We start from the raw sequence: 20,602 nt of genomic DNA on the forward strand, positions 1-20,602 counted from the left end.
GTCCCCCATAATTCGATGGCTGTTACGAGCGCCACTCGCTCAGTAGGTTATTTGCGTTCGGCCTGGCTCGTTCGGCTGGCCTTCGCGTTGGAGTGCCCAAAGGAAAAAGACCGATCAGCCGTTCGTGTGGATCGAGACCCATGATCTGCCTGACCCGTTCTGAGGAACAGGGCCAGCCAGTAAGCCAGATCGAGCCGAAGCCTTCCGCGTGAACCGCGTGTAAAAAAGTCGTCGCGACCGCACCTGCACAAAGCAGTTGGTCCAGTTCGGGGAATGGCGCAGCTTTATCGGGACGCCAAACCAAAAACACTGTAGCCGGCGGTCCGATCAGCCACGCCCTCAACCGGGAGATCATTGCCGATTTCACGCCTTCGTCTTGTTCTTCGGCATCGTGCGCGCGAAGAAACTCTTCCAGGAGATCGCCAGCCTGATGATCTCTTACAAGAATGAACCGCCATGGCACCAAATTACCGTGATCCGGGACGCGACTCGCGAGCATCAGGATATCGTTTAATTTTTCTTCGGATGGCGCGGGCGCACGCAACAGGGCGGGCGGAACGGAGCGGCGATTGCCCATGCCTGCTCTTGAAAGCTCACTTGGCCAACTTTGATTTTTGGTTGAAAATTCCATATGGCGCAGGCCCGCTTTTCAATTTGTGCGGGCGCATAAAAGAGGCGGATGGTGTGCATGTCAATAAACTTGACGAAAATAGTCGTGTAAATATTTTCGGTTAACAAATCGATGAGGGGAAACTGCCGCTGGCACGCTTCCGGTGTATCGCTGGTTTGACGTCTTTTAGAGACTCTTACCGAATGTATTACGTGCGTTTGCAGAGTGGGGGAATGAGCCATGGACGCCTCAGCGGGCGTTCTGAAGACGCGCATCACGTCGATGGAAGGGCGCCTGCGAAGCGGGCCTGGACTCTATCCTTCTGCGTCAACGTTGACGACAAGCTATCGTACCCGTCATGGCTCTGTGAGTGGACGCTATCATGGAAGTGGAAATCCTACCGGAAATCTGGGGCTTTAGGGAGCGGGCGTAGTATAGTCTCCGCTCGGGATCGAGCGTCATATTAGTGCGCTGAAAGTCGAGGCCCGGAAATTTCAGTGGTCGGCGGTTGGTTAACAGGCGGTCGAAGGTTCGAATCTATTCGGGAGTGCGATCTCGCAACGAGGCAGCGGGTCGTCTTTCTCGACAACCATAAGAAAAACTCATGCGAAAGGACGACCCACGCTTTCCTGTGGGCTTAGCTTTGTCGTCCATGATATGGGCCTCAGAACTCTTCCCACGATGCGCTGGCCGGTACTGCGCCACCTGCGAGGGCGCCGGCCACCTTTCGTATCAGTTGTCGTGTGGGGGAGGCGACCGGAGCAGAGCTCGGGGAGGCAGCAACCGGGCGGGGGGTTGCGGCATTGCGGACGTCGAACTGCGCGATCAACTGGTTCAGCGCTGCGGCCTCTTTCGCGAGGCTGTGGCTCGCCGCAGTGGATTGCTCGACCATCGCGGCATTCTGCTGCGTGCCCTGATCCATGGTGTTGACTGCTGAGTTGATCTCCTGAATGCCGATGGGCTGCTCGCGTGCGGATTCAACAATTGCGTTCACATGCTGGTTAATATGCTGAACCTCAGAAACAATTACCTCAAGTGCCTTGCCAGTGTTGCCAACGAGCTCGACGCCCGAACGAACCTGATCGCCCGAGGTGACAATCAGCGTCTTGATTTCTTTTGCCGCGGTTGCGGAACGCTGGGCGAGTTCGCGAACTTCCTGCGCGACAACGGCGAAACCTTTACCAGCCTCGCCAGCCCGCGCTGCCTCTACACCCGCATTAAGCGCAAGAATGTTGGTCTGGAAGGCAATCTCATCGATAACGCCGATGATGTTCGAGATTTCGCGAGAGAATTTTTCGATCTGCTGCATGGCAACGACGGCGTCTCGGACAACCTGACCGGATTGCTCGGCGCCGAGCCGCGTCTTGGTCACAAGCCCGCCGACTTCCTCAGCGCGCTTGGCGGAATCGCGAACTGTTGTCGCGATTTGTTCTAGCGCAGCTGCCGTGTTCCACAGATGCTGCCTGCTGTTCAGTGCGCTTGGATAGGTCGTCCGCAGCAGAACGGATTTCGTTAGCGCCAGCATCAATGCCACGAGCGTTCTTGCCAACGGAGACTAGAGCCTCGTGCAGTTTGCTCACGGAGTTGTTGAAGTCGGCTCGCAGCCTGTCGAGGTGGGCCACAAATGGTGAATCAATCCGGTAGGAAACTTTGCCATCTGCGAGTTTGCCGAGGCCCTGCGCAAGGGCATCGACGGCGAACTGGATGTCGGCCGCTTCCTGCGCTTTCTGACGTTCGCGCTCCAGGCGCTCCTTATCCGATGTCGAGCGGCTGGCCTCAGCCTCGCGTTCCATCTGGATCTTCGCGATCGCGTTTTCCTTGAAGACCTGAACGGTCTCAGCCATCTGCCCAATCTCGTCCCTGCGTCCCACACCGGGTACGTCTAGCTGCGTCTCACCCGATGCCAATAGCTTCATGGCCGAGGACATGGCAAGAAGCGGCGTGAAATACCAGCGCCGATCATCATCCCGGCTGCCAGCGCTATAGCGACGGCTGCCGCAAGGCTAATCTAGATCAGATTGATGGAGGATGAAACGGCCGCACTGTTCGCTGCAGATCGTTTTTCAAGGAGTGCCCGCTCATCCGATCGTACTTCTGCAATAAGGCTGCGAAGCACATCGAAATAAACCTTGCCTTGCGAGGCGTCCAGTGTCTGGTTCATCTCGGCTAGGGACCTCGTATAGTACCGCAGCCTATCGGACGTTGAACCGGCTTAACGAGACCGGCATCGCTATCTCGTTAGACGATTTTGGGACAGGGTACTCCAGTCTTGCGCGACTTGAGGCATTTCCATTCCGCAAGCTCAAGATCGAGGCCCAGTTCGTCCGCGGGCTGGAACATGACAATCGCAAACGGAGAATTGTATCTGCAGTCGTCGGACTGGGGCAAAGCCTGAACATCACGGTGGTCGAGGGCGTGGAAACCAACGCCGAGGCAGCGATCTTGCGGAGGCTCGGCTGTCCGTTAGGGCAGGGTTGGCTTTACGGAAAGGGCGTGCCCGCCCCGGAGGCGCAGCAGGTCCACAAACATCTTTCAGAGATGGCGGCGCCGGCATCTATTCTCGACGCGTCTCCGTTTCAGCAACTCCACCAGTTGGAAGCACCATATGACCAAGCCCCTGTCGGGCTAAGCTTTCTCGATCTACATTTCAGGTACGTGCGCGCCAACGATATCTTTGCAACTATGCACGGCGTCACGGGTCGCGAACTGGAAGGCAGGTCGATCTACGAAGTCTTGCAAGGTGAAAACCTCCCAAGGTTTGAGGCGGTATTGAGCAAGGCGCTGGGACCCAATCCCCTGCCACCACAGGACTACGTTATGGGGAAACGGGAATATCGGGTCTTTGCTCAAAAGGTCGCAGACGAGGGAGGCGAAAACCTCGGGTTTTCTCTTGTGGCTATCGAAGTGACCGAACAGAACCGGGTCTTCCGGACGCTTGAGCAAAGTGAAGAGCATTTCCGTCATGCTGTCGAACTCAATCCAGATATTGCATGGGCGGCTACCGCGGAGGGAGACGTTTATTACATCAGCCCGACATTCGAGGACCTGCCTAATGACACGATGCGGGATCGTACCGATCGATGGATGGCGAAGATGCATCCTGACGACCGCACCCACGTTCGTTCAAATGGTTGCAATGGATTCCCAGCGGCCAACCTTGGGAGATCCAGTTCCAGATCGCGTGGCCGGATGGGACGTATCGATCCGTCGTTAGCTGTGCGCGCGCCCATATCGCCTCCGACGGAACCGTGCTTCGCTGGTTTGGCGTTATATCTGACCAGACGACCGGATAAGCCCGTAAGCGCGGACAATCTCTTCGGGCAGGTAACATGTTCGATATGGCGTGCGTCGCCAAGGCGCGCGGCGATGTATGCGTTCTCGAAGTTGGCTTGTTTAGACCCCAATTCGCCATGCGATTTATTTTTGGCAGGATATATTCACATGTAATTTTCTGAACTTCTCGTTGCGCTTCCCCCTCCCTCCTAAAGCTTCGGGGGCTGGTGCGCCTTGGCTGCATATGTCGATTCTGCCAAGACTGGGGTACAGATGTGGTACCGGGATGGCCTGCAACGGCTGTGGCGTTTGCAACGTGGTCTGAGCACTGATTTTCCTCCAAATTTGCGGGTCCGCTGCTGTGACGAGATGCCCGCCGCGAGAATAGTATATCGGGAGCAACCTTCTAGAAACACAAGACCAAGTTGGGCGACAGAGAGATTTCCGATGCCCGCAAGCTGAAAGCTCTGCAACAAGAGAACGCCAAGCTTAAGAAGTTGCTGCCAAGAGCATTTTCAATAGTGCCATATTGAAAGATGTTGCAAAAAAATTGTGACGCCCAATTTGAAAGCAGGGAATTGGCTTATGCCTGCAAACAGTAGGGGCAACGAGCATCGGCGCGTGAGGTTTTATCATTGATTGGTCGAAGGCACGATATTGCGTTTGACCGGATGAGCTGGCATCCGTGAGGCGACGAAGCTAGTGGCATCCGAACATCGCCATTTCGGGTATCGACGCATGCACGTGCTGTTGGATCGGCAGGGCATTGTCACTAGGCAACACGACACGCAGTGAATTCGCGATGAAAATCGACACAGAAAAATTGGTCACATGAGGTCAAAGATTGAAACCAGGGCTCGCCCGAAAACTTGGGGGTACAATTGGCTCAGGTCAGTCTCTGCATAAGAGGCAGCCAATGGGAATACTTCTCAAATGCAGGGCATTTGCGATTTTGAAGTGGATATTAATGAGGCGTGACATTCTGAGATAGATCGATATTTTGTTGATGAACTATCTAAGCTACTAAACGAGTGACTATTGAAACAGCGATCATCGCGCAACATGCCCGTTCCCTCTGGATCCAACTCTTCTCTGACCCGTCCTCCCTCCGATCTCAACATACTACCAATCACAAGATATCGTTGGCTGGATAAAGATGGTCAATGTCACCGATGGCAGCGCGGGCCTCGTCACTGAACTTGAGGAGCCATTGGTTGCGAGGGATTTTAGTGATTGAGGCGTAGTCGATGTTTTCATGCTCGCACCAAGCCATGAAAGCCACGTCGGTAACGACATCGTCCGCATTCACCACGTCGCAGGGAAAGCCTTTGTAGACAGGATAGCCGACAGGCAAACCTCTAAGCTCAAACGGAATTCGCTTTTCGTCACCTACTGCGGGCCAATGCTTGCTGTGGCCGGTCGAGAGGTCGTAGGTTCCACAGGTGCCGTTCGAAACAATTCTATAGTCGTAGGATCGCCTACATCGACCAAAACTCAAGTCCGGACGCATCTTTACAAATCCCGGGGCCAATTTGATGACGTTCCACTCGAAGTGAGCCAGCGCCCGGACGCTTCTGTCACGGATAATAGCTCCAGTCCTCGGGTCCTTAGTTTCTCCAGTTTCGATGTCGAAAAAATGGCCAAGGCCAGAGACACCAAGTTCGATACCGAAGATGTTGGCGCAATCTTGAAGACAGGAGTGGACGAACTTCGCAATCTCTTCCCGAGTTGCCTTGGTGTCGAAAACTTGCTCGTTTCCTTCGCTGCCACTGTCATCGTCGGTCTGTTCAATCTTCTGAAGCGAACTGTCGCGGGCACGAGCCATAGTTGGATCCGGGTGAAGGATGGGCGTGAAGATCATGTACGTCCAGAAATCGTCATCAACGCCATGCTCTCTGGCCTGTGCTTTGACAGCGGCGAAATCTACATACTGGAAGTTGTAGAATTTCATGGGGAACCTTTTGTAGTAGTCTTTGCCGGCCGCCTTTGCCTTGCTCAAAAACTTGATGCCGGCCCAAAGGTTGTCATCTCGGAAGTCAGCGTGGTGGACCATATCGGCAAACTCAGGATCTTCCATCAACTGTTTGGCGTTGACGAGTGCAGCATGCGTCTTGACGCTCGTATTCGAGACCGTACCATTTTTCTCCATCTCTCGTTGGATCAGGAAGCGTTGCTGAAATGTGATTTCGTTGATCTCCTCGAAGGTGTAGTCACAGACCTTCCCCTCAAGTCCCATAACTCGCCAGAGGTTTTTGTCGTGCATAGCAACCAGTTCCTCATCTTTGGTGACCTGCCAATCCCATTCAATGAATTTTATTCCCTCCTTCTTGGACGCACGAGCTCCTTCGTAGGAGTTTTCTGGAATGTGAGCGCAACGAGAATAGCCGCCGCGATGATCTGCGGCCAAAATGCTTCGGACGCCATCGCGAGGGTATTTCTCTTCATTGAGAAGAAAGTCGAAGTTCACTGTCGAGTGTTGGGCGAGGACTTTGTCCCAAGTGACATTGGGTGGAAGAAGGGGACGGTTGCCTCTGGATTTCCAATTGCTACCGTGAGGCTTGATCTCCTCTAGAGCGTTGTCGGGCTGTGGGTGAGGCATTGTATCGGTTGACGGCTGGACTGTAGCGTACTGAATTCAAATGGAATGTAGGAGGAAAGTTCGAGGATTGATCAGTTGGCAATGAATAGGAACGGTGGAGTGCCGATGGTGCTGGATTGATTTGAGTTGGGAAAGCTGGGTATTTATGCTTTTTGGGGTAGGCTCGAAGGACCTCTCCCCCAAGGGGTGGGCGATGCGTTTGACCCTGAAAATTCTCGGGGATTGCTCACAGGCTTGGCTTCTCCTATCTGCCAAGGAGGCGGTGTGACAATTCCTTCAGCTGGGCGGGGTCCGAACTATAGTGACGTGGCATCCTGCACCTCGTGCCTTCGCAAGCGGAGCCAATTGGTCAACTTCTTTTCTTCCCCTCTTTGCCAAGCTGCTCATTGCGTCCGAGACGTATTCGGGATGACCGAATGTGGCGGGGCTAGCGCGGTCGCTTAAAGTAAGCCCGCCTGACTGTCTGCCGGGGTTGTCGATAAAAATAGGATTTCTGCCAAGACGCTAAGCTGGACTGGGACTAGTTTTCGTTGCGGGATATATCTTAGTGTAATGTGCGTTCATCGATTTGTTCGATTGTTGTTGTGCATTCATTGGTTCGAGTGTTCGTACAAATATTTGTATATTGGTTTGATGATATTGCCGGCGGTAGTAATCGTCCGAAACTGGTTTTGCCTGCCGAGCGCCGGGAGGGTCTAATTTCTTGCTGAAATCAGGTGCCGCAGCCAAGGCATCGGTGGTGTCCGCCTACTCTTGGCACTTGGCAAATTTCATCGCTGTGACCGCAATCGGCCTGTAGATTTGATCTTCAGACGAAGCGCGTAGGATGTCGTAGCACCGGGCGGCGGCATGGGCGGGTATCCACGCGCCAGAGCAGCAAAGATCAAATCACCTTTGGCGACGGCGGCTTCCAACGCCTCAGTACAAGCGCGCTCGACTGCGGCAATACCCTGGCCGAGCACGGCACTGTGAACCGCGCCGGCTTTACCGGAGACCGTTTGGTTTAAGTTATGCGGCCATGGCTGGCGCGTCCAGCATGGCGTAATATCGTCCTTCGGCCTCGGCTGGCGGTATGTTGCCGATGGGCTCCAGAAGGCGGCGGTTGTTGAACCAATCGACCCATTCGAGCGTGGCGAACTCCACGGCTTCGAAGTTGCGCCACGGTCCTCGTCGATGGATGACCTCGGCCTTGTAAAGGCCGTTGATCGTTTCGGCGAGAGCGTTGTCGTAACTGTCGCCGACACTCCCGACAGACGGCTCGATGCCCGCCTCCGCCAGCCGTTCGGAATAGCGAATTGACACGTATTGCGAGCCGCGGTCGGAATGATGAACCAGCCCGCCCCGTTTGACGGGTCGCCGGTCATGAAGTGCTTGGTCGAGGGCATCGAGCACAAAGCCCGCATGGGCAGTCCGGCTCGCCCGCCAACCGACGATACGGCGTGCAAAGGCATCAATGACGAAGGCCACGTAAACGAAGCCCTGCCAGGTCGCGACATAGGTGAAATCGGAGAGCCACAGCATGTTCGGTGCGGGAGCACGGAACTGCCGGTTCACGCGGTCGAGCGGGCATGGAGCGGCCTTGTCCGGCACGGTGGTTTTGACGGGCTTGCCGCGAATGATGCCTTGAAGACCCATCATTCTCATGAGCCGAGCGACGGTGCAGCGGGCGATGTCGTAACCTTCTCGCTGCAATTGCCGCCAGACCTTGCGCACGCCATAGACCTGGAAGTTCTCGTTGAACACCCGGCGTATCTCGACCTTCATCGCCATGTCGCGACGGGCGCGGGCCGACAGGCGGTCCACGTCTGTGCGCTTGGCGATGACCTCATAATAGGTGGACGAGGCAATCGGCAGCAGTCTGCAGATCGGCTCGACCCCGAGCACCGAGCGGTGTTCGTCGATCAAGGAAATCATCGCTTCAGTGGGCGGTCGAGCTCCGCCTGGGCAAAATACGCCGAGGCCTTGCGTAAAATCTCATTCGCCTGACGAAGCTCGCGGTTCTCCCGCTCCAGAGCCTTCATCTTCTCCGCCATGTCACTCGGCAAACCCGCACGCTTGCCGCTGTCGACCTCGGCCTTCTTCACCCATTCATGAAGGGTATGCGCCGAGCAGCCGATCTTGGCCGCTATCGATGATACCGCCGCCAGCGCGATGAGTGTTCGGCTTCATGTTCCGTCACCATCCGAACGGCGCGGGCGCGGACTTCAGGAGAGAACTTGTTCGTCGTCTTGCTTGTCATAGTGAATAGCCCCGAGTTCGTAGACACCCTCGGGTTAGATTTTCTTCTGCTTCTCGAACTCGACGGGCGACAGCATCCCGTTCCTGACGTGTTTGCGTTTCGGGTTATAGAACATTTCGATGTAGTCGAACACGTCCTGGCGTGCTTCATCGCGTGAACGGTAAACCCTGCGACGTATCCTCTCTCGTTTCAGAAGATTGAAGAAGCTCTCGGCCACCGCATTGTCATGGCAGTTGCCGCGTCGGCTCATCGAGTGAACCAGATTGTGGTGCCTGAGGAACGCGGCCCAGTCCATGCTGGTAAACTGCGAGCCCTGATCCGAGTGGATCAGCACCTTGTCTCTCGGTTTGCGTCGCCACACCGCCATGAGCAGCGCCTGCAATACGACGTCCGTGGTCTGTCGGCTCTGCACTGCCCAGCCGATGACCCGGCGAGAATAGAGGTCGATGACAACCGCAAGGTAAGCGAAACCTTCGCAGGTTCGAATGTAAGTGATGTCCGTGACCCAGGCCTTGTCCGGAGCTGCTACGTCGAATTGCCGGTCGAGCTTATTATCGACGACGACAGACGGTCTGCCGCCATAGATGCCGGGACGGCGTTTGTAGCCGATCTGCGCCTTTATTCCGGCGAGACGCGTCAGGCGCGCGACCCGGTTCGGGCAGCACATCTCTCCCTGATCGAGGAGGTCGTCGTGCAGCTTGCGATAACCGTAGACCTTGCCGCTCTCTTCCCATGCCTTCAGGAGCAGATCGGTCTGTCGCTTGTCCTCATTGGCTCGCCTGCTCAGCGGGTTCTTCAGCCAGGTGTAAAATCCACTCGGGTGAACCCGCAGAAGGCGGCACATCGTCCGCACCGAAAACTGCAAGCGATGCAAAGCAATGAACGCGTACTTCACTTTGCATCCCTGGCGAAATACGCGGCCGCTTTTTTTAGGATATCGCGTTCCTCAGTGACGCGAGCCAGTTCCTTCTTCAGCCGCCTGATCTCCTCGGCCTCGTCGTTGCCCTTGGAGTCCGACCCAGCAAACTTCTTCTTCCATTCATACAGCGAATGCTGGCTGACGCCGAGACGCTGCGACACCTCAGCCACCGGATAGCCACGCTCCGTGATCTGCCGCACCGCGTCACGCTTAAACTCTTCGCTGAAATTCGATTTGCCCATGATGCTCTTCTTGCCTCAAAATTAGGAAAGAAGGTGTCTACAAATCGCGGGGCTATTCATAGACCCTACTTCTCACGAGTTGGGGTCTCCGGCAAAGCCGGCGCGGTTCACCCCGGTTCTAAACGAACTCCCGATTTGCGTTGACGTGGTTCTTTTTAGCGCTGTTCAGTTTGGTGCTGACTTGGGTGTGCTCGCGGTTCAGGCACGGTAGTGATTACCGCATTCCTCGCACGCAATGCGTGCCGTCACCCTTTGCGCCAACGAGGCGTCAGTTTCAGCTTTTTAAGCCACCGAGGACGATTCTTTCTTTTCGGACAGGTGCACGAGTCAGCGACCCGCATTAAGGTAATCTGAGATGATATTCTAAGGATGATCTTCATTTTTGATCTGTTCGATCACCTTCACGTGAGGCTATCTGCGTGCCGCTTCCGCTAGCGCGGAAGTGGTAAGGGACGTTTGACCGATCAGAAACTCGTAGCGAACTCGAGCAAGCCGACCTGGTCGCAGATTCTATTCATGGGCAGCTGAAAGCGCCTTTTGTCCCAAGATCAATGCGGCAATCGGAAGAAACGAAGCTGCCTCGGCGGTTCCCTGTGGCCCAAGAGATCGCGAAACTTGAACAATTGGCCTAGTGAGAGGGCGACGACCGGTTACATCGTAAACGTCGAGCGAGATGTTGGCGCAAATTGCTTCCAGAATCGCGCGTGGAAAAAATCCGCCGATGAGAATAGCGTCCGGATTGAAGAACTGAACTGATGCCGAAAGTGGTTGCGACATTCGAGCACCGCGGTCTTCGATCCACGTGGAAAGCTTCCTGTCCTTTGCCGCAAATAGTTCTGACAGGCGCTCATACGAAAGGTCTCTGAGCTCGTAATTGAGGTACTTTGCTAAGTCGGTCAAACTTGGTCGCGGCCCGGTTTCCGGAATGAGACCACCGATATTGGCCGCCTGATTGTAGGCACCTCGGAAGACGGAGCCGTTGAACGTCACACCACCCCCAACGCCGAAACCCAGGGCCGTGTAGAACACGCATCGCCGATCGGAAAACGCACTGTTTGCCTCATATGTAGCTGAGCAAAAAGCGTCGTTTTCCCAAAAGACCGGCATCTGAAAACGAGACCGAATGGCTGACACAATTCCAGATATAGGCAAAGTCGCCTGTGTCGGTGTCACCTCGAATAATTCGCCATCGTCAGCGATAATCGCTGGCACTGCATAACCGATACCAATGACCGGTACCCTGCTAGATCTGATCGCGTTTTCCACCTCGCGTACTATGTCTTCGATAGCCAATTCGGACGTCAATGTTTTCTGGAATTTATAGAGGACATTGCCGCTGAGGTCGGCTCGAACGACAGCGCAGATTTGCCGGTTTACGTAAACGCCTATGCTATGAAACCTGTCACCTCTCAAGGACAGCAGGACAGGCGGTTTCCCTCGTTCGCCATGTTCGAGTGTCACCTGTTGCTCGATCACAAGCTCGATCTGAACAAACTTCGAAACGGCTTTTGTTAGCATCGACTTGGACAAGTTTAGTGAAGCCGCAATCTCCGTTCGACTGCGGCCAGGATTTAGCCTGATATAACGAAGCACCTGATACTCGACATCAGTCAGCCCCAACTGAACTCCCAGTGCTTCAACTACCTCTTTCAAAACTCAGATCTCCTACGTACTTCGCCATTCCCCACGAAATTTACGATAGCGGCTTGTCATGTTCATGTCATGAATATATCATAAGTTCATGCCGTGAACATAATGGGAATGCGACCGGCTCGGGAGGACAATGTATGGCAAAACTCGAAATCGATCGCGTATCGAAGACCTTTCCCAATGGATTTGAGGTTCTTCGGGATATCACGATCAACGCAAAACCTGGGGAGTTCCTGACCCTCCTTGGTCCGTCTGGTTGTGGCAAGACAACCCTTCTAAAGGCAATAGCTGGCTTCCACTCGATCTCGACTGGACGCTTTCTGATCGACGGCACAGACGTCACTGACCGTCCGCCTGAAAAACGCAATACGTCGATGTGTTTCCAGTCTTATGCGTTGTTTCCGCATCTGACGGTTTCGGAAAATATCTTGTTTGGACCCAAGCAAAATCGCATCCCCAAGGAAGAATGCGACGAGCGCCTCAAGACAGTTCTTCGGCAAGTCGATCTCGAGGCTCACGCTGAAAAATTACCATCCGCGCTTTCGGGAGGACAACAGCAGCGAGTGGCGCTTGCCCGCGCGATTGCTACGAGACCGGGTATCATTTTATTCGACGAACCTCTGTCCAACTTGGATGCAAAGCTGCGCGAGCAGGTGCGTTTCGAATTGCGCGCCCTGCAGGCTGAGCATGGTTTCACCGCTGTCTACGTAACGCATGACCAGGCGGAAGCACTCGCAATGTCCGACCGGATTGTCGTAATGAATGCCGGTCGTGTTGCTCAGATTGGAACGCCAACCGACATTTACGACCGGCCGGCTACGCGGTTCGTCGCCGATTTTATAGGCGCAGCGAATATCCATAGAGCCGAGGTCATTGGAAAGGTGGCGCCCACAACCTGGAAACTGCGCACTGGCGTCGCCGATTTTGAAGTCGAGACCGACAAGGATCTGACGGAGCGGAGCTATTACATCTGCTGGCGCCCGGAGGATGCGGTCATCGTTTCCGGCTCCGGCATCGGAATGAACAACCTTGTTGCGTCTGCCGTGGCGCAGGCATTTCAGGGGAACTTTACCGATGTGCTTCTGCGCTGTGATAAGTCTGCAGAAACCTATCGGTTTCAGACCCGCAAGCCACTGCCCGTCAATTCCAATGTGACGATCTCGATAGCGCCCGAAAAGATCTCGGTGCTGGAGGCGGCGCAATGACATCGGTCGGCGAAACGCAGTGGCGACGATTCATCGGATTGACGCTTCTCCTGGCGCCCGGGTTAGGCCTAATCCTAATCCTGATTGGCACGGTTATCGGCATGGCAGCCGCACAGTCTGTCGGTTACTTCAATTTTTCTGGAGAAAGCGGATTTTCACTCGATTTCTGGCGCAGACAGCTGACTTCACCGATTTTGCAAGGTGCTGTTATATATTCGTTGAAAATTGCACTCGTGTCGTCAGTGCTCGCCATTTCCCTTGCCTTTCCCCTGGCGTTGTGGCTGCGCAAACCGTTTATCGGCGCGAGCATTATAAGCGGGCTGCTGAAAGCGCCAATGATGGTGCCAGGCCTCGTAGCGGCTTTCCTGTTCGTGAATGTCATCGCCTTCCACGGCTTCCTGAATGAATCGCTACTGGCGCTTGGCATTATTGACAAGCCGATGAGGATGCAGAACGACCGCTACGGGCTAATGGTTATGTTTCTCCAGGTCTGGAAACAGCTCCCGTTTGCATTGCTGCTTTTGACAGCTGCAGTTCAGTCCATTCATGACGACTTGCTCGATGCTGCGCGTGATCTTGGCGCCGGCGCGTTGGTCCGTTTTCGCAAAATCATTCTACCCTTGACCCTGAAGGCTATGCAGGCCGGGCTGATCATCATCTTCATCGGTGCTGCAGGCGACTATTCTTTCCAGGTCGTTGCCGGACCATCCAATACCAGCTCGCTTGCCCAGCATATGTACACCGTACAAAGAGAGTTCGGACAGTGGAATGAGGCTGCTGTTGTCGCCATCGTGCTGATGGCTGTCGCGCTCTTCGGATCATTGCTGCTTGCCGGTGTCGCCCAAGTGCTGATCGCGTGGGGGAGGCGATAATGCAGAAATCATCCGTTCGTCTCCTGCTGTCCTCCGGGCTGGCTCTGGTGCTTGCCCTCTGGCTGGCTGTTCCATTCGGGATGGCACTGCTTTGGTCGGTCGTCGATCCGGGAACATCATGGAGCTATCCCGATCTGTTTCCAAAGCAACTGTCCTTCCGGCGTTGGGCCGAGATGTGGGAAACGACAAGCCTGCCGACCGCAATGCGCAACAGCTACACACTGGCGCCAATCGTGGCTGTGATGACACTTTTGCTGGCTACTCCGACCGCCTACGCATTTGGTCGCTTGGAGTTTCGAGGTAAGGAAGCGGCTCAGATGCTTGCGCTTTTGCCTTTGGTCGTCCCAAGCTTCGTGATCGCGCTGTTTTTTACCGCGCTTCTCTACAAGATCGGCGTCTACAACAAATTTGGCGGTATCGTTCTCGGACATGTGGTGTTGTTTCTGCCCTATGCCATACGCATCCTCACGGTTTCGTTTTCGCAGGTTCGCGACGACCTAGTCCATGCTGCCCGAGATCTTGGCGCAAGCCGTTGGGCTCGCTTCTCGGCGGCATATCTGCCGGTGCTGAAGCCCGGTATCTTTGCGGCACTCGTGATGGTCTTCATTTTGAGTATCGAAGAGTTTGCCATCTCGTTCACGCTTGGCTCACCCGATTTGACCACTGTTCCGACGATCCTCTATTCGTACCTCGGATACAATTTCGTTAGACCAAACGCGGCCGTGGTGTCGCTTATCTTGGTCGTCCCCAATGTCATTCTCATGCTCCTGTTCGAGCGACTGCTGAAAAGCGACGGCGCCGTTACGATGGGTGGCAAGGGATGACATGTCATCACAAGAACCCGCCTGAGGAGTACGAAATGCTGAAAGCCATCATGTCCGCCACACTCGTGGCAACAATCTTCGCCAGTCCCGCACTGGCTGCGGACGATATAATCAAAAAACCATGGAAAGACATTGTCGCTCAGGCAAAAATAGAGGGCGAGGTAGTCTGGTATTATTGGGCGCTACAGCCCCGTTTCCGGGAGCTCACAAAAATTTTCACAGAGAAGTATGGTATCAAGGTCACAATCCCGGACGGTACCGTCGATGCAAACATCAGCAAGTTTGTCGCGGAACGAAGCAGAGCAGAGGGCGATATCGATGTGATGTCTGTTCCGGGCGATCGCCTTCCTCAAGTCGATGTGACTGCATCCCTCCTTGGTCCGCTCGATATTCTTCCGAGCTATTCCAAACTGCGAACCAAAATCAACGGTGGTGATGGCAAGGGTTACGCCGTCGCATGGTGGGGCAACCAGACGGGCCTCGCCTACGACCCAACCCAGATCGATGAGAAAAAGCTCCCGCAGAGTTTCGAAGAGCTGACTGCCTGGATCCAGGCCAACCCTCAAGGCTTTGCCTTCAACGATCCACGTGGTGGGGGCGCGGGTAACGCCTTCGTCCAGACGGTAGTTCGCCTGACCGTTTCGCAGGACAATCTAAAGGCTGGCAACTATCAGGCAGCCTGGGATTGGTTCAAATCAAGCAAGGAAAGCTACGGTTTCACGTCCTCGAATGCGGATAGCCTCACTCGCCTGAATGGCGGAGAATTCCAGCTTGTAGCGGCATGGGAGGATCATCTGGCAAGTCTGCAGAAGTCAGGTGAGGTCGATAAGCGGATGAAGTTCTACATCCCCAAATTTGGCATGCCAGGTGGTGGCAACGCCATCGGCGTAGCGGCGAACGCAAAACATAAAGCTGCCGCACTGCTCTTCGTTGATTGGCTGACCTCGGCTGAGACGCAAAACCTCTTTGCCAAGGAACTGGGAGCTTCTCCGGTCAACAGCGATGCGAAGGGCGTTCAGGGAGGAGTTCCCGCCGAGCAAAGGGCTTACTCTGTCAATTTCCTCGCGATCAAAGACGCAGATGCAGTCAAGAACCAGTTTCTCGAAAAGATCGTCCTCGGTAAATAAGCAGAAGGCAATATTCCTGACATGAAGAACTTTGAATTAAACGAGCATCATTTGTTAACTGGCGCTCTGGGTGCCCGCCCGTCCGGCGTACCCAGCAAGTTTACGGTGGACGGTGCCGTACGCCCATTCCCAGGAAACACGATTATCTGCCACTTATCTCAGGACAGCGAACTGCACACGCGACTGACGCAACTCGCTCTTGAATTGGACGGATGCAACAACGAGGCGCTCTACACTCTCCTGCCACCGTCAAGCTGGCATATGACTGTATTTGAAGGGGTCTGTGATCAAGTGAGAACACCTGGTTTTTGGCCTGCGGACCTGCCGGCCGATGCGCCTCTGGCAGAATGCAATGCAGCTTTTTCCAGAAAGCTTTCGGCCTTCGATATGAATACGACGCCAAGTTTTCGGATGCGCATCTCGGGATACACGCCACGTGTGGATGGAATTGGCCTTCACCTTGAGCCAGTAGATACCGCAGAAGACGCTAGGATCAGAAACTTAAGGGATCGCCTGTCGAAAGAACTTCAGATCAGGCATCCCTTCCATGAAGAATATGGTTTCCATCTGAGCATCGCCTATTTTATACGCTTTCCAACAGATGACGAACGCTCGGCGCTGGACAAGATTTTGTTCAATCGCCTTCAGGACATGCCAACTGAGTTCGAGCTTGCCGCACCGGAGTTCTGTTTTTTCGACGACATGTTCGAATTTCGCCGGCAGTTTTTCCTGAAGTAACCTGTGAGGAGCCCATATGAACGACTTGATTCGTCTGCTGGACAAAACCGCACGGCTTGCGGGGGAGCTTGCGACCCATCACCAGCAACGACCTGCTGATTTGAGGGTAGAAGCTAAAGGTCCTTTGGATTTTGTCACCGCGGCAGATAAAGCGGTTGAGCAGGGAGTAGTCGAAGCGATCAGAAAAGCTTTTCCTGACGATTCGGTGCTTGGTGAAGAGGGCAGCGCGTATCAGGGGAACGGACCCCGACTTTGGGTGATCGATCCTATTGACGGCACCGCTAACTATATGCGGGGCCTTCCCTGGTGGAGTATCTCAATCGGGCTGGTCGAGGATGGCCAACCGAAGGCCGGAATTATACATGCGCCCGCCATGGACATCACCATTGTCGCCGTCAAAGGCGGGGGAGTCGTCCTGAACGGCCAGCCTGTCGAAGCTGACACGCTGAGACAGGACCCACCTGCGCCTGTTATCATGACCGGTTCATCGCCCGCAAGCGCCGCCAAAGGCGATGCGGAAAAACTGAGCGTGCTCATTCGCTCCGATTTGAATGGAATCGAGCGACGGCTCGGTTGCGGCACGGCAAGCCTGCTCCAGGTGTTATTGGGTAAGGCTGATTTATATATTGGATTGGGTGAAAGAATTTGGGACGTGTGCGCCGCTGCAGTAATCGCCGAGGAGCTCGGGCTTCGTCACTCCGTACAATGGAAGGCCGCAGCCGATCCGCAACCTTTCAACTTCGCCTGCGGCGTCGCCAAGATATTCGAAAAAGTTAACAGGAGGTCTCCTCCGGATACCGGATCGGCATACCAGCCTTGGCAGGCTTTTTTCTGACCGGCTGAACCTCAGACGAGTTACCAGACGGCGATCTGATCTGGTTCTTCGAGACAAGCACTTTGACTCGTACGGGTAAGATGATCAATGTGACGGCGAAGGCCGGCAACATAGATTTTTTGATGCGCGACGACGGCAATAGCCTCGAACTAAAGAGCACCAACCGTTTAGGGACACCGAGCGTCCGATGTCAACCCGAGGCGTGTTGGGATCGCCGGTTTCGGGAAGATGGGTTCGGAGATCGCGACCCGTGGACGTGAGCGGCCTTGAAGTGATCGTATGGAATCGTGACATCTCCCACATGTTGGTTTCCACGCGGAACTGAGCCGGTGGGGGTGCGGATAAAAAGTTGGACTGTTTAAATGCCTAGGCCGAGGCTCTTACGATATTCGACCGGGCTGAGTGATCCCAGTGATATTTTGATGCGCGTTTCATTGTACCATCGGATGTAGGCGTCCACCTCTGCCAGGAACTGCTCGATCGTGATGGCCTTCCAATCCCGTGGATAAAAAAGTTCCGTTTTCAACCGACCGAAGAACCCTTCGCACGCCGCGTTGTCTTGCGAGCATCCCTTTCTGGACATCGAGCGAATCAAGTTTGCTTCGCTGATACGGGTTAACCAGCCGGGCCAGCGATAGTGGGCTCCGCGATCAGAATGGATGATCGGCCTTTCTTTGCCGTCTGTCACGGTGCCAATGGCTGCATCCAACATGGTGTTGACGAGGCCCGCATCCGGTTGGGTTCCGATGGACCAGCTGATGACCATGCCGTCAAAGCAGTCGATGAGGGCGAAAGGTACACCTTGCCTGCTGGGATCTGGAACTCGGTGATGTCTGTCAGCCACTTCACGTTCGGCGCTTCTGCATGGAAGTCGCGATTGATCAGATTCTCGGGTGCCGGACTGATTTCTCCCAGATATGATCCGAAACGCCGTCGGCGTGGTCTGGCAACGACCAACTGCTGCTGCTTCATCAATCGCTGGACAACTTTTTCCGAGTCGATCACGCTCTTCCTGGCCAGTGACGCCTGTAGTCTGCGGTAGCCGTAACAACGACGGTTCTCTTTAAAGATTTCCGCTAGGCTGTGGCGGACGGCGGCATACTTGTCTGCCAGGCACATGCGGGCGCGATGGTAGAAGTAGGAGCTGCGGGCAGTCCGAAGCTGGGCAAGCAGCTCTGGCAAGCGGTAAACGTCCTTAAGGGCGTCAATCAGCTGGGTCTTCTCCCGATTACTCAGGATCTGCAGATCGACGCCCAGGTCTTTTTGACAGTTCGTTGGCCTTCTTCAGGAGATCATGCTCGAGTTGTAACTGGCGGACATCACGCTGGAGGGCTTCAAGCTGTCGCTCGAGCTCTTCACGTTCAGGCAGCTTGGGGTTGGATTTGCGGCGTTTCATGGATGAGGGAGCCTCGTGACCGAGTAGCTGGTTTTTCCAGCCATACAATGTCGGTCTTGAGACGCCCAGTCGGTCAGCGACCTGTTGAGCGCTTTCATCTCCACTGCATAATCCGATGACCCCCGCTTGCCGGACCTCTTTGGAATAGCCAGGGTGCCACGATCGACCGACCATCGATGTCCGCGCCTCCGGAAACGCCTCACGAACCCATGCGGTTAGAGTTCCTCGACCGGGATAGCCGAGCGCCCTCATCGTCGCAGAGATGCAACGATCATGGGTGCGAAAGTGCTCAAGTGCCGCCTGCCTCTGAGCCTCTGAATATTTTGGCGCTCGCGCTACCGGCTGAATACGTAGGTCGAGATGCTGTACGTATTCGCGATACCAACCCCTCAACGCATTCTTGGTGGGATATCCCAGCTGGCGAATGGTCGCGTTAAGTCGCTTGCCCAGCCGGATATAGAGCTCAACCGCTCGAAGTCTGTCTGCGTAGGAATACATGAACTACCTCCTTGGTGGTCCAAGTTTTCGTCCGCACCCCCGGTTTTCCCACCGAGAAGTGAACCAGCTCTTCGTATGGTTTTTTGACTATGCGTTGGTCAAGAGATTGGCTTTTTCTCCTCTCTTTTAGGTCTCGAACGCAGCGCCGAGCGCGGCGAGTTGGTCTTCTGTCGGATCACTCATGCTCCCCACATAGCGCATCTCGGCATTGATTGGCCAGTAGCGCAGCCTGCCGTCCGAGCAGCCAAAATAGCCTGACAGTCACCAGCCCCTTCAAGGATTAGAGATGGTGTTTTGCGACCCTCTGGTACCACTATGCACTTTTGTCGAACGCGACGCGCGCGCGTTCTACAGCCGTCCGGTTTTTGGATGCCCACTCGGCGAGAGCGTTGACCGGCGACAGTAAGGAGCGGCCGAGCTCGGTGAGGGCATAATCGACGCGCGGCGGTATGCTGGGTGTAACAGTTCTCTCAATCAGACCGTCCCTCTCCAGCCCGCGAACAGTCAGTGTCAGCATCCGCTGGGAAATGCCCTGTACGTCGCGCTTCAGTTCACTGAAGCGGCGCGGGCCTTGGCCGAGTGCGCCGATGATAAGGATGCTCCATTTGCTGCCCACTCTTGCCAGCACATCGACGACGAGCATGCAGTTTCCTGGATCATGTTCGATGCGGTTGTCGGTCACACCAAAGTGCCTCCGGTTACAAAAATGTGCCGTCTTGCGGCGACCATTGTCCTATCGCAAATAGAAGGCAGAAACAAATTGTAAGTGAGGCACAAAATGAAACTTCTGCATATCGATAGCGCCATTACAGGCGAGAAATCGGTCAGTCGCCAGCTCTCCGCTAAAATCGTCAGTCATCTTAAAGCCCTTTCTCCCGATCTGGAGATTACTTATCGCGATCTCGTCGCCGCGCCTTTGGGTCATTTGACGCTGGCCGACATGCCTCCGCCGGGGGAAAGCACCTTGGTGCTCGACGAGTTTCTGGCCACCGATATCGTCGTGATTGGGGCGCCAATGTATAATTTCGCGGTATCGAGCCAGCTCAAGGCCTGGATCGACCGCGTTCTCATCGCCGGCAAAACGTTTCGCTATGGGGAAACGGGTCCGGTCGGGATGGCAGGCGACAAGCGCATCATCGTGGCGCTCTCAAGAGGCGGCTTCTACAAGGAGGATGGACCTATGACAGGGTACGAGCATGTCGAAACCTATCTGAGGGCAGTTCTTGGCTTCATTGGCATAGCGCCTGAGTTCGTGATAGCCGAGGGCTTGCTCGTCGGAGCAGAGGAGAAAGCGGCGGCGATCGCGGGGGCTGAACGCTCGATCGCGGCGCTTACTCTTAAGTAGCGGCGTGAACACTGACGCCAACTGCGTCGCCAAAGACCGTGCTGCCGTAAGCCCACGGTGAAGGCCGTCTTGCGATGACGGCCTTCTGGCTGCCAGTCCTAGTGGTAACACTAGGAGCAGTCATATGACGAAGCATGCAATTGAGGTGATCACGTCCGTAGAGCGCCGTCGGCGCTGGTCACGAGAAGACAAAGAGCGCCTGGTCGCTGCCTGCTTTGAGCCAGACGCGG

The 20,602-nt window shown here is 55.0% G+C and carries 14 protein-coding genes, 3 pseudogenes and 1 other annotated feature; of the genes and pseudogenes, 8 read left to right on the forward strand and 9 right to left on the reverse strand.

Translation table 11 applies throughout. The features are described from left to right. Positions 1 to 22: 22 nt before the first annotated feature. The 3 genes and pseudogenes from F3H58_RS26150 to F3H58_RS27665 all read right to left on the reverse strand — a co-directional run. Positions 23 to 577 carry a nitroreductase family protein gene (locus F3H58_RS26150; RefSeq protein ID WP_188129084.1) on the reverse strand — a complete coding sequence of 185 codons (555 nt, stop codon included), beginning with the start codon at positions 575 to 577 and terminating at the stop codon, positions 23 to 25. Next, a complete protein-coding gene (locus F3H58_RS27365) occupies positions 511 to 852 on the reverse strand; it encodes a hypothetical protein (protein WP_188129085.1) in 342 nt (113 codons plus the stop codon). The genes F3H58_RS26150 and F3H58_RS27365 overlap by 67 nt, the downstream gene beginning before the upstream one ends. A 422-nt stretch (positions 853 to 1,274) precedes the next feature. Continuing rightward, positions 1,275 to 2,550, reverse strand: a pseudogene (locus tag F3H58_RS27665) (methyl-accepting chemotaxis protein); the annotation flags it as partial. Positions 2,551 to 2,758: 208 nt separating this feature from the next. On the opposite strand from F3H58_RS27665, the gene F3H58_RS27870 reads away from it, so the two are divergent. Then, entirely contained in the window at positions 2,759 to 4,057 is a 1,299-nt protein-coding gene (locus F3H58_RS27870) for a PAS domain-containing protein (protein WP_149744330.1), read from the forward strand. A 955-nt stretch (positions 4,058 to 5,012) separates the two neighbouring features. On the opposite strand, the gene F3H58_RS26165 is transcribed toward F3H58_RS27870, so the two are convergent. From F3H58_RS26165 to F3H58_RS26180, 4 genes and pseudogenes are all read right to left on the reverse strand, one after another. After that, a complete protein-coding gene (locus F3H58_RS26165) occupies positions 5,013 to 6,350 on the reverse strand; it encodes a glycerophosphodiester phosphodiesterase family protein (protein WP_188129087.1) in 1,338 nt (445 codons plus the stop codon). A 1,140-nt stretch (positions 6,351 to 7,490) separates the two neighbouring features. Then, positions 7,491 to 8,721 (reverse strand): annotated as a pseudogene (locus F3H58_RS26170) (IS3 family transposase). Continuing rightward, positions 8,322 to 8,438 (reverse strand) — a sequence feature (AL1L pseudoknot). Its footprint overlaps the pseudogene before it by 117 nt. 34 nt (positions 8,722 to 8,755) lie before the next feature. Next, a protein-coding gene (locus tag F3H58_RS26175) for an IS3 family transposase (RefSeq protein WP_149744332.1) occupies positions 8,756 to 9,882 on the reverse strand; the annotation gives its coding sequence in 2 pieces (ribosomal slippage) (positions 8,756 to 9,654 and positions 9,654 to 9,882; 1,128 coding nt in all). A gap of 510 nt (positions 9,883 to 10,392) precedes the next feature. Further along, a complete protein-coding gene (locus tag F3H58_RS26180; protein WP_149744333.1) occupies positions 10,393 to 11,535 on the reverse strand; it encodes an ROK family transcriptional regulator in 1,143 nt (380 codons plus the stop codon). 134 nt (positions 11,536 to 11,669) lie between these two features. Here F3H58_RS26180 and F3H58_RS26185 point away from each other — a divergent pair, with 134 nt between their 5' ends. The 6 genes from F3H58_RS26185 to F3H58_RS26210 are packed head-to-tail and all read left to right on the forward strand — an operon-like array spanning position 11,670 to position 17,133. Then, on the forward strand, positions 11,670 to 12,737 hold the full coding sequence (locus tag F3H58_RS26185) for an ABC transporter ATP-binding protein (protein ID WP_149744334.1): 1,068 nt from the start codon (positions 11,670 to 11,672) through the stop codon (positions 12,735 to 12,737). Continuing rightward, complete coding sequence (locus F3H58_RS26190) at positions 12,734 to 13,609, forward strand: ABC transporter permease (RefSeq protein WP_149744335.1); 876 nt, start codon at positions 12,734 to 12,736, stop codon at positions 13,607 to 13,609. The genes F3H58_RS26185 and F3H58_RS26190 overlap by 4 nt, the downstream gene beginning before the upstream one ends. After that, positions 13,609 to 14,433: an ABC transporter permease gene (locus F3H58_RS26195; RefSeq protein WP_149744336.1), complete on the forward strand. Its 825-nt coding sequence runs from the start codon at positions 13,609 to 13,611 to the stop codon at positions 14,431 to 14,433. Before F3H58_RS26190 ends, F3H58_RS26195 begins: the two co-directional genes overlap by 1 nt. Positions 14,434 to 14,468: 35 nt before the next feature. Continuing rightward, complete coding sequence (locus F3H58_RS26200; protein ID WP_188129088.1) at positions 14,469 to 15,560, forward strand: ABC transporter substrate-binding protein; 1,092 nt, start codon at positions 14,469 to 14,471, stop codon at positions 15,558 to 15,560. A 21-nt stretch (positions 15,561 to 15,581) separates the two neighbouring features. After that, positions 15,582 to 16,298 carry a DUF1868 domain-containing protein gene (locus tag F3H58_RS26205; protein ID WP_149744338.1) on the forward strand — a complete coding sequence of 239 codons (717 nt, stop codon included), beginning with the start codon at positions 15,582 to 15,584 and terminating at the stop codon, positions 16,296 to 16,298. A gap of 16 nt (positions 16,299 to 16,314) precedes the next feature. Beyond that, entirely contained in the window at positions 16,315 to 17,133 is an 819-nt protein-coding gene (locus F3H58_RS26210; protein WP_149744339.1) for an inositol monophosphatase family protein, read from the forward strand. A 358-nt stretch (positions 17,134 to 17,491) separates the two neighbouring features. Here the strand turns inward: F3H58_RS26210 and F3H58_RS26215 are convergent. Together F3H58_RS26215 and F3H58_RS26220 are read right to left on the reverse strand one after the other, a co-directional pair. Beyond that, positions 17,492 to 19,027 (reverse strand): annotated as a pseudogene (locus F3H58_RS26215) (IS3 family transposase). A gap of 313 nt (positions 19,028 to 19,340) precedes the next feature. Beyond that, complete coding sequence (locus tag F3H58_RS26220) at positions 19,341 to 19,670, reverse strand: winged helix-turn-helix transcriptional regulator (protein WP_149744342.1); 330 nt, start codon at positions 19,668 to 19,670, stop codon at positions 19,341 to 19,343. Positions 19,671 to 19,805: 135 nt separating this feature from the next. On the opposite strand from F3H58_RS26220, the gene F3H58_RS26225 reads away from it, so the two are divergent. Next, a complete protein-coding gene (locus tag F3H58_RS26225; RefSeq protein WP_149744340.1) occupies positions 19,806 to 20,372 on the forward strand; it encodes an FMN-dependent NADH-azoreductase in 567 nt (188 codons plus the stop codon). Positions 20,373 to 20,602 lie beyond the last annotated feature (230 nt).

The sequence above is a fragment of the Rhizobium sp. NFACC06-2 genome, from assembly GCF_900101425.1.
GTDB lineage: Bacteria > Pseudomonadota > Alphaproteobacteria > Rhizobiales > Rhizobiaceae > Agrobacterium > Agrobacterium leguminum.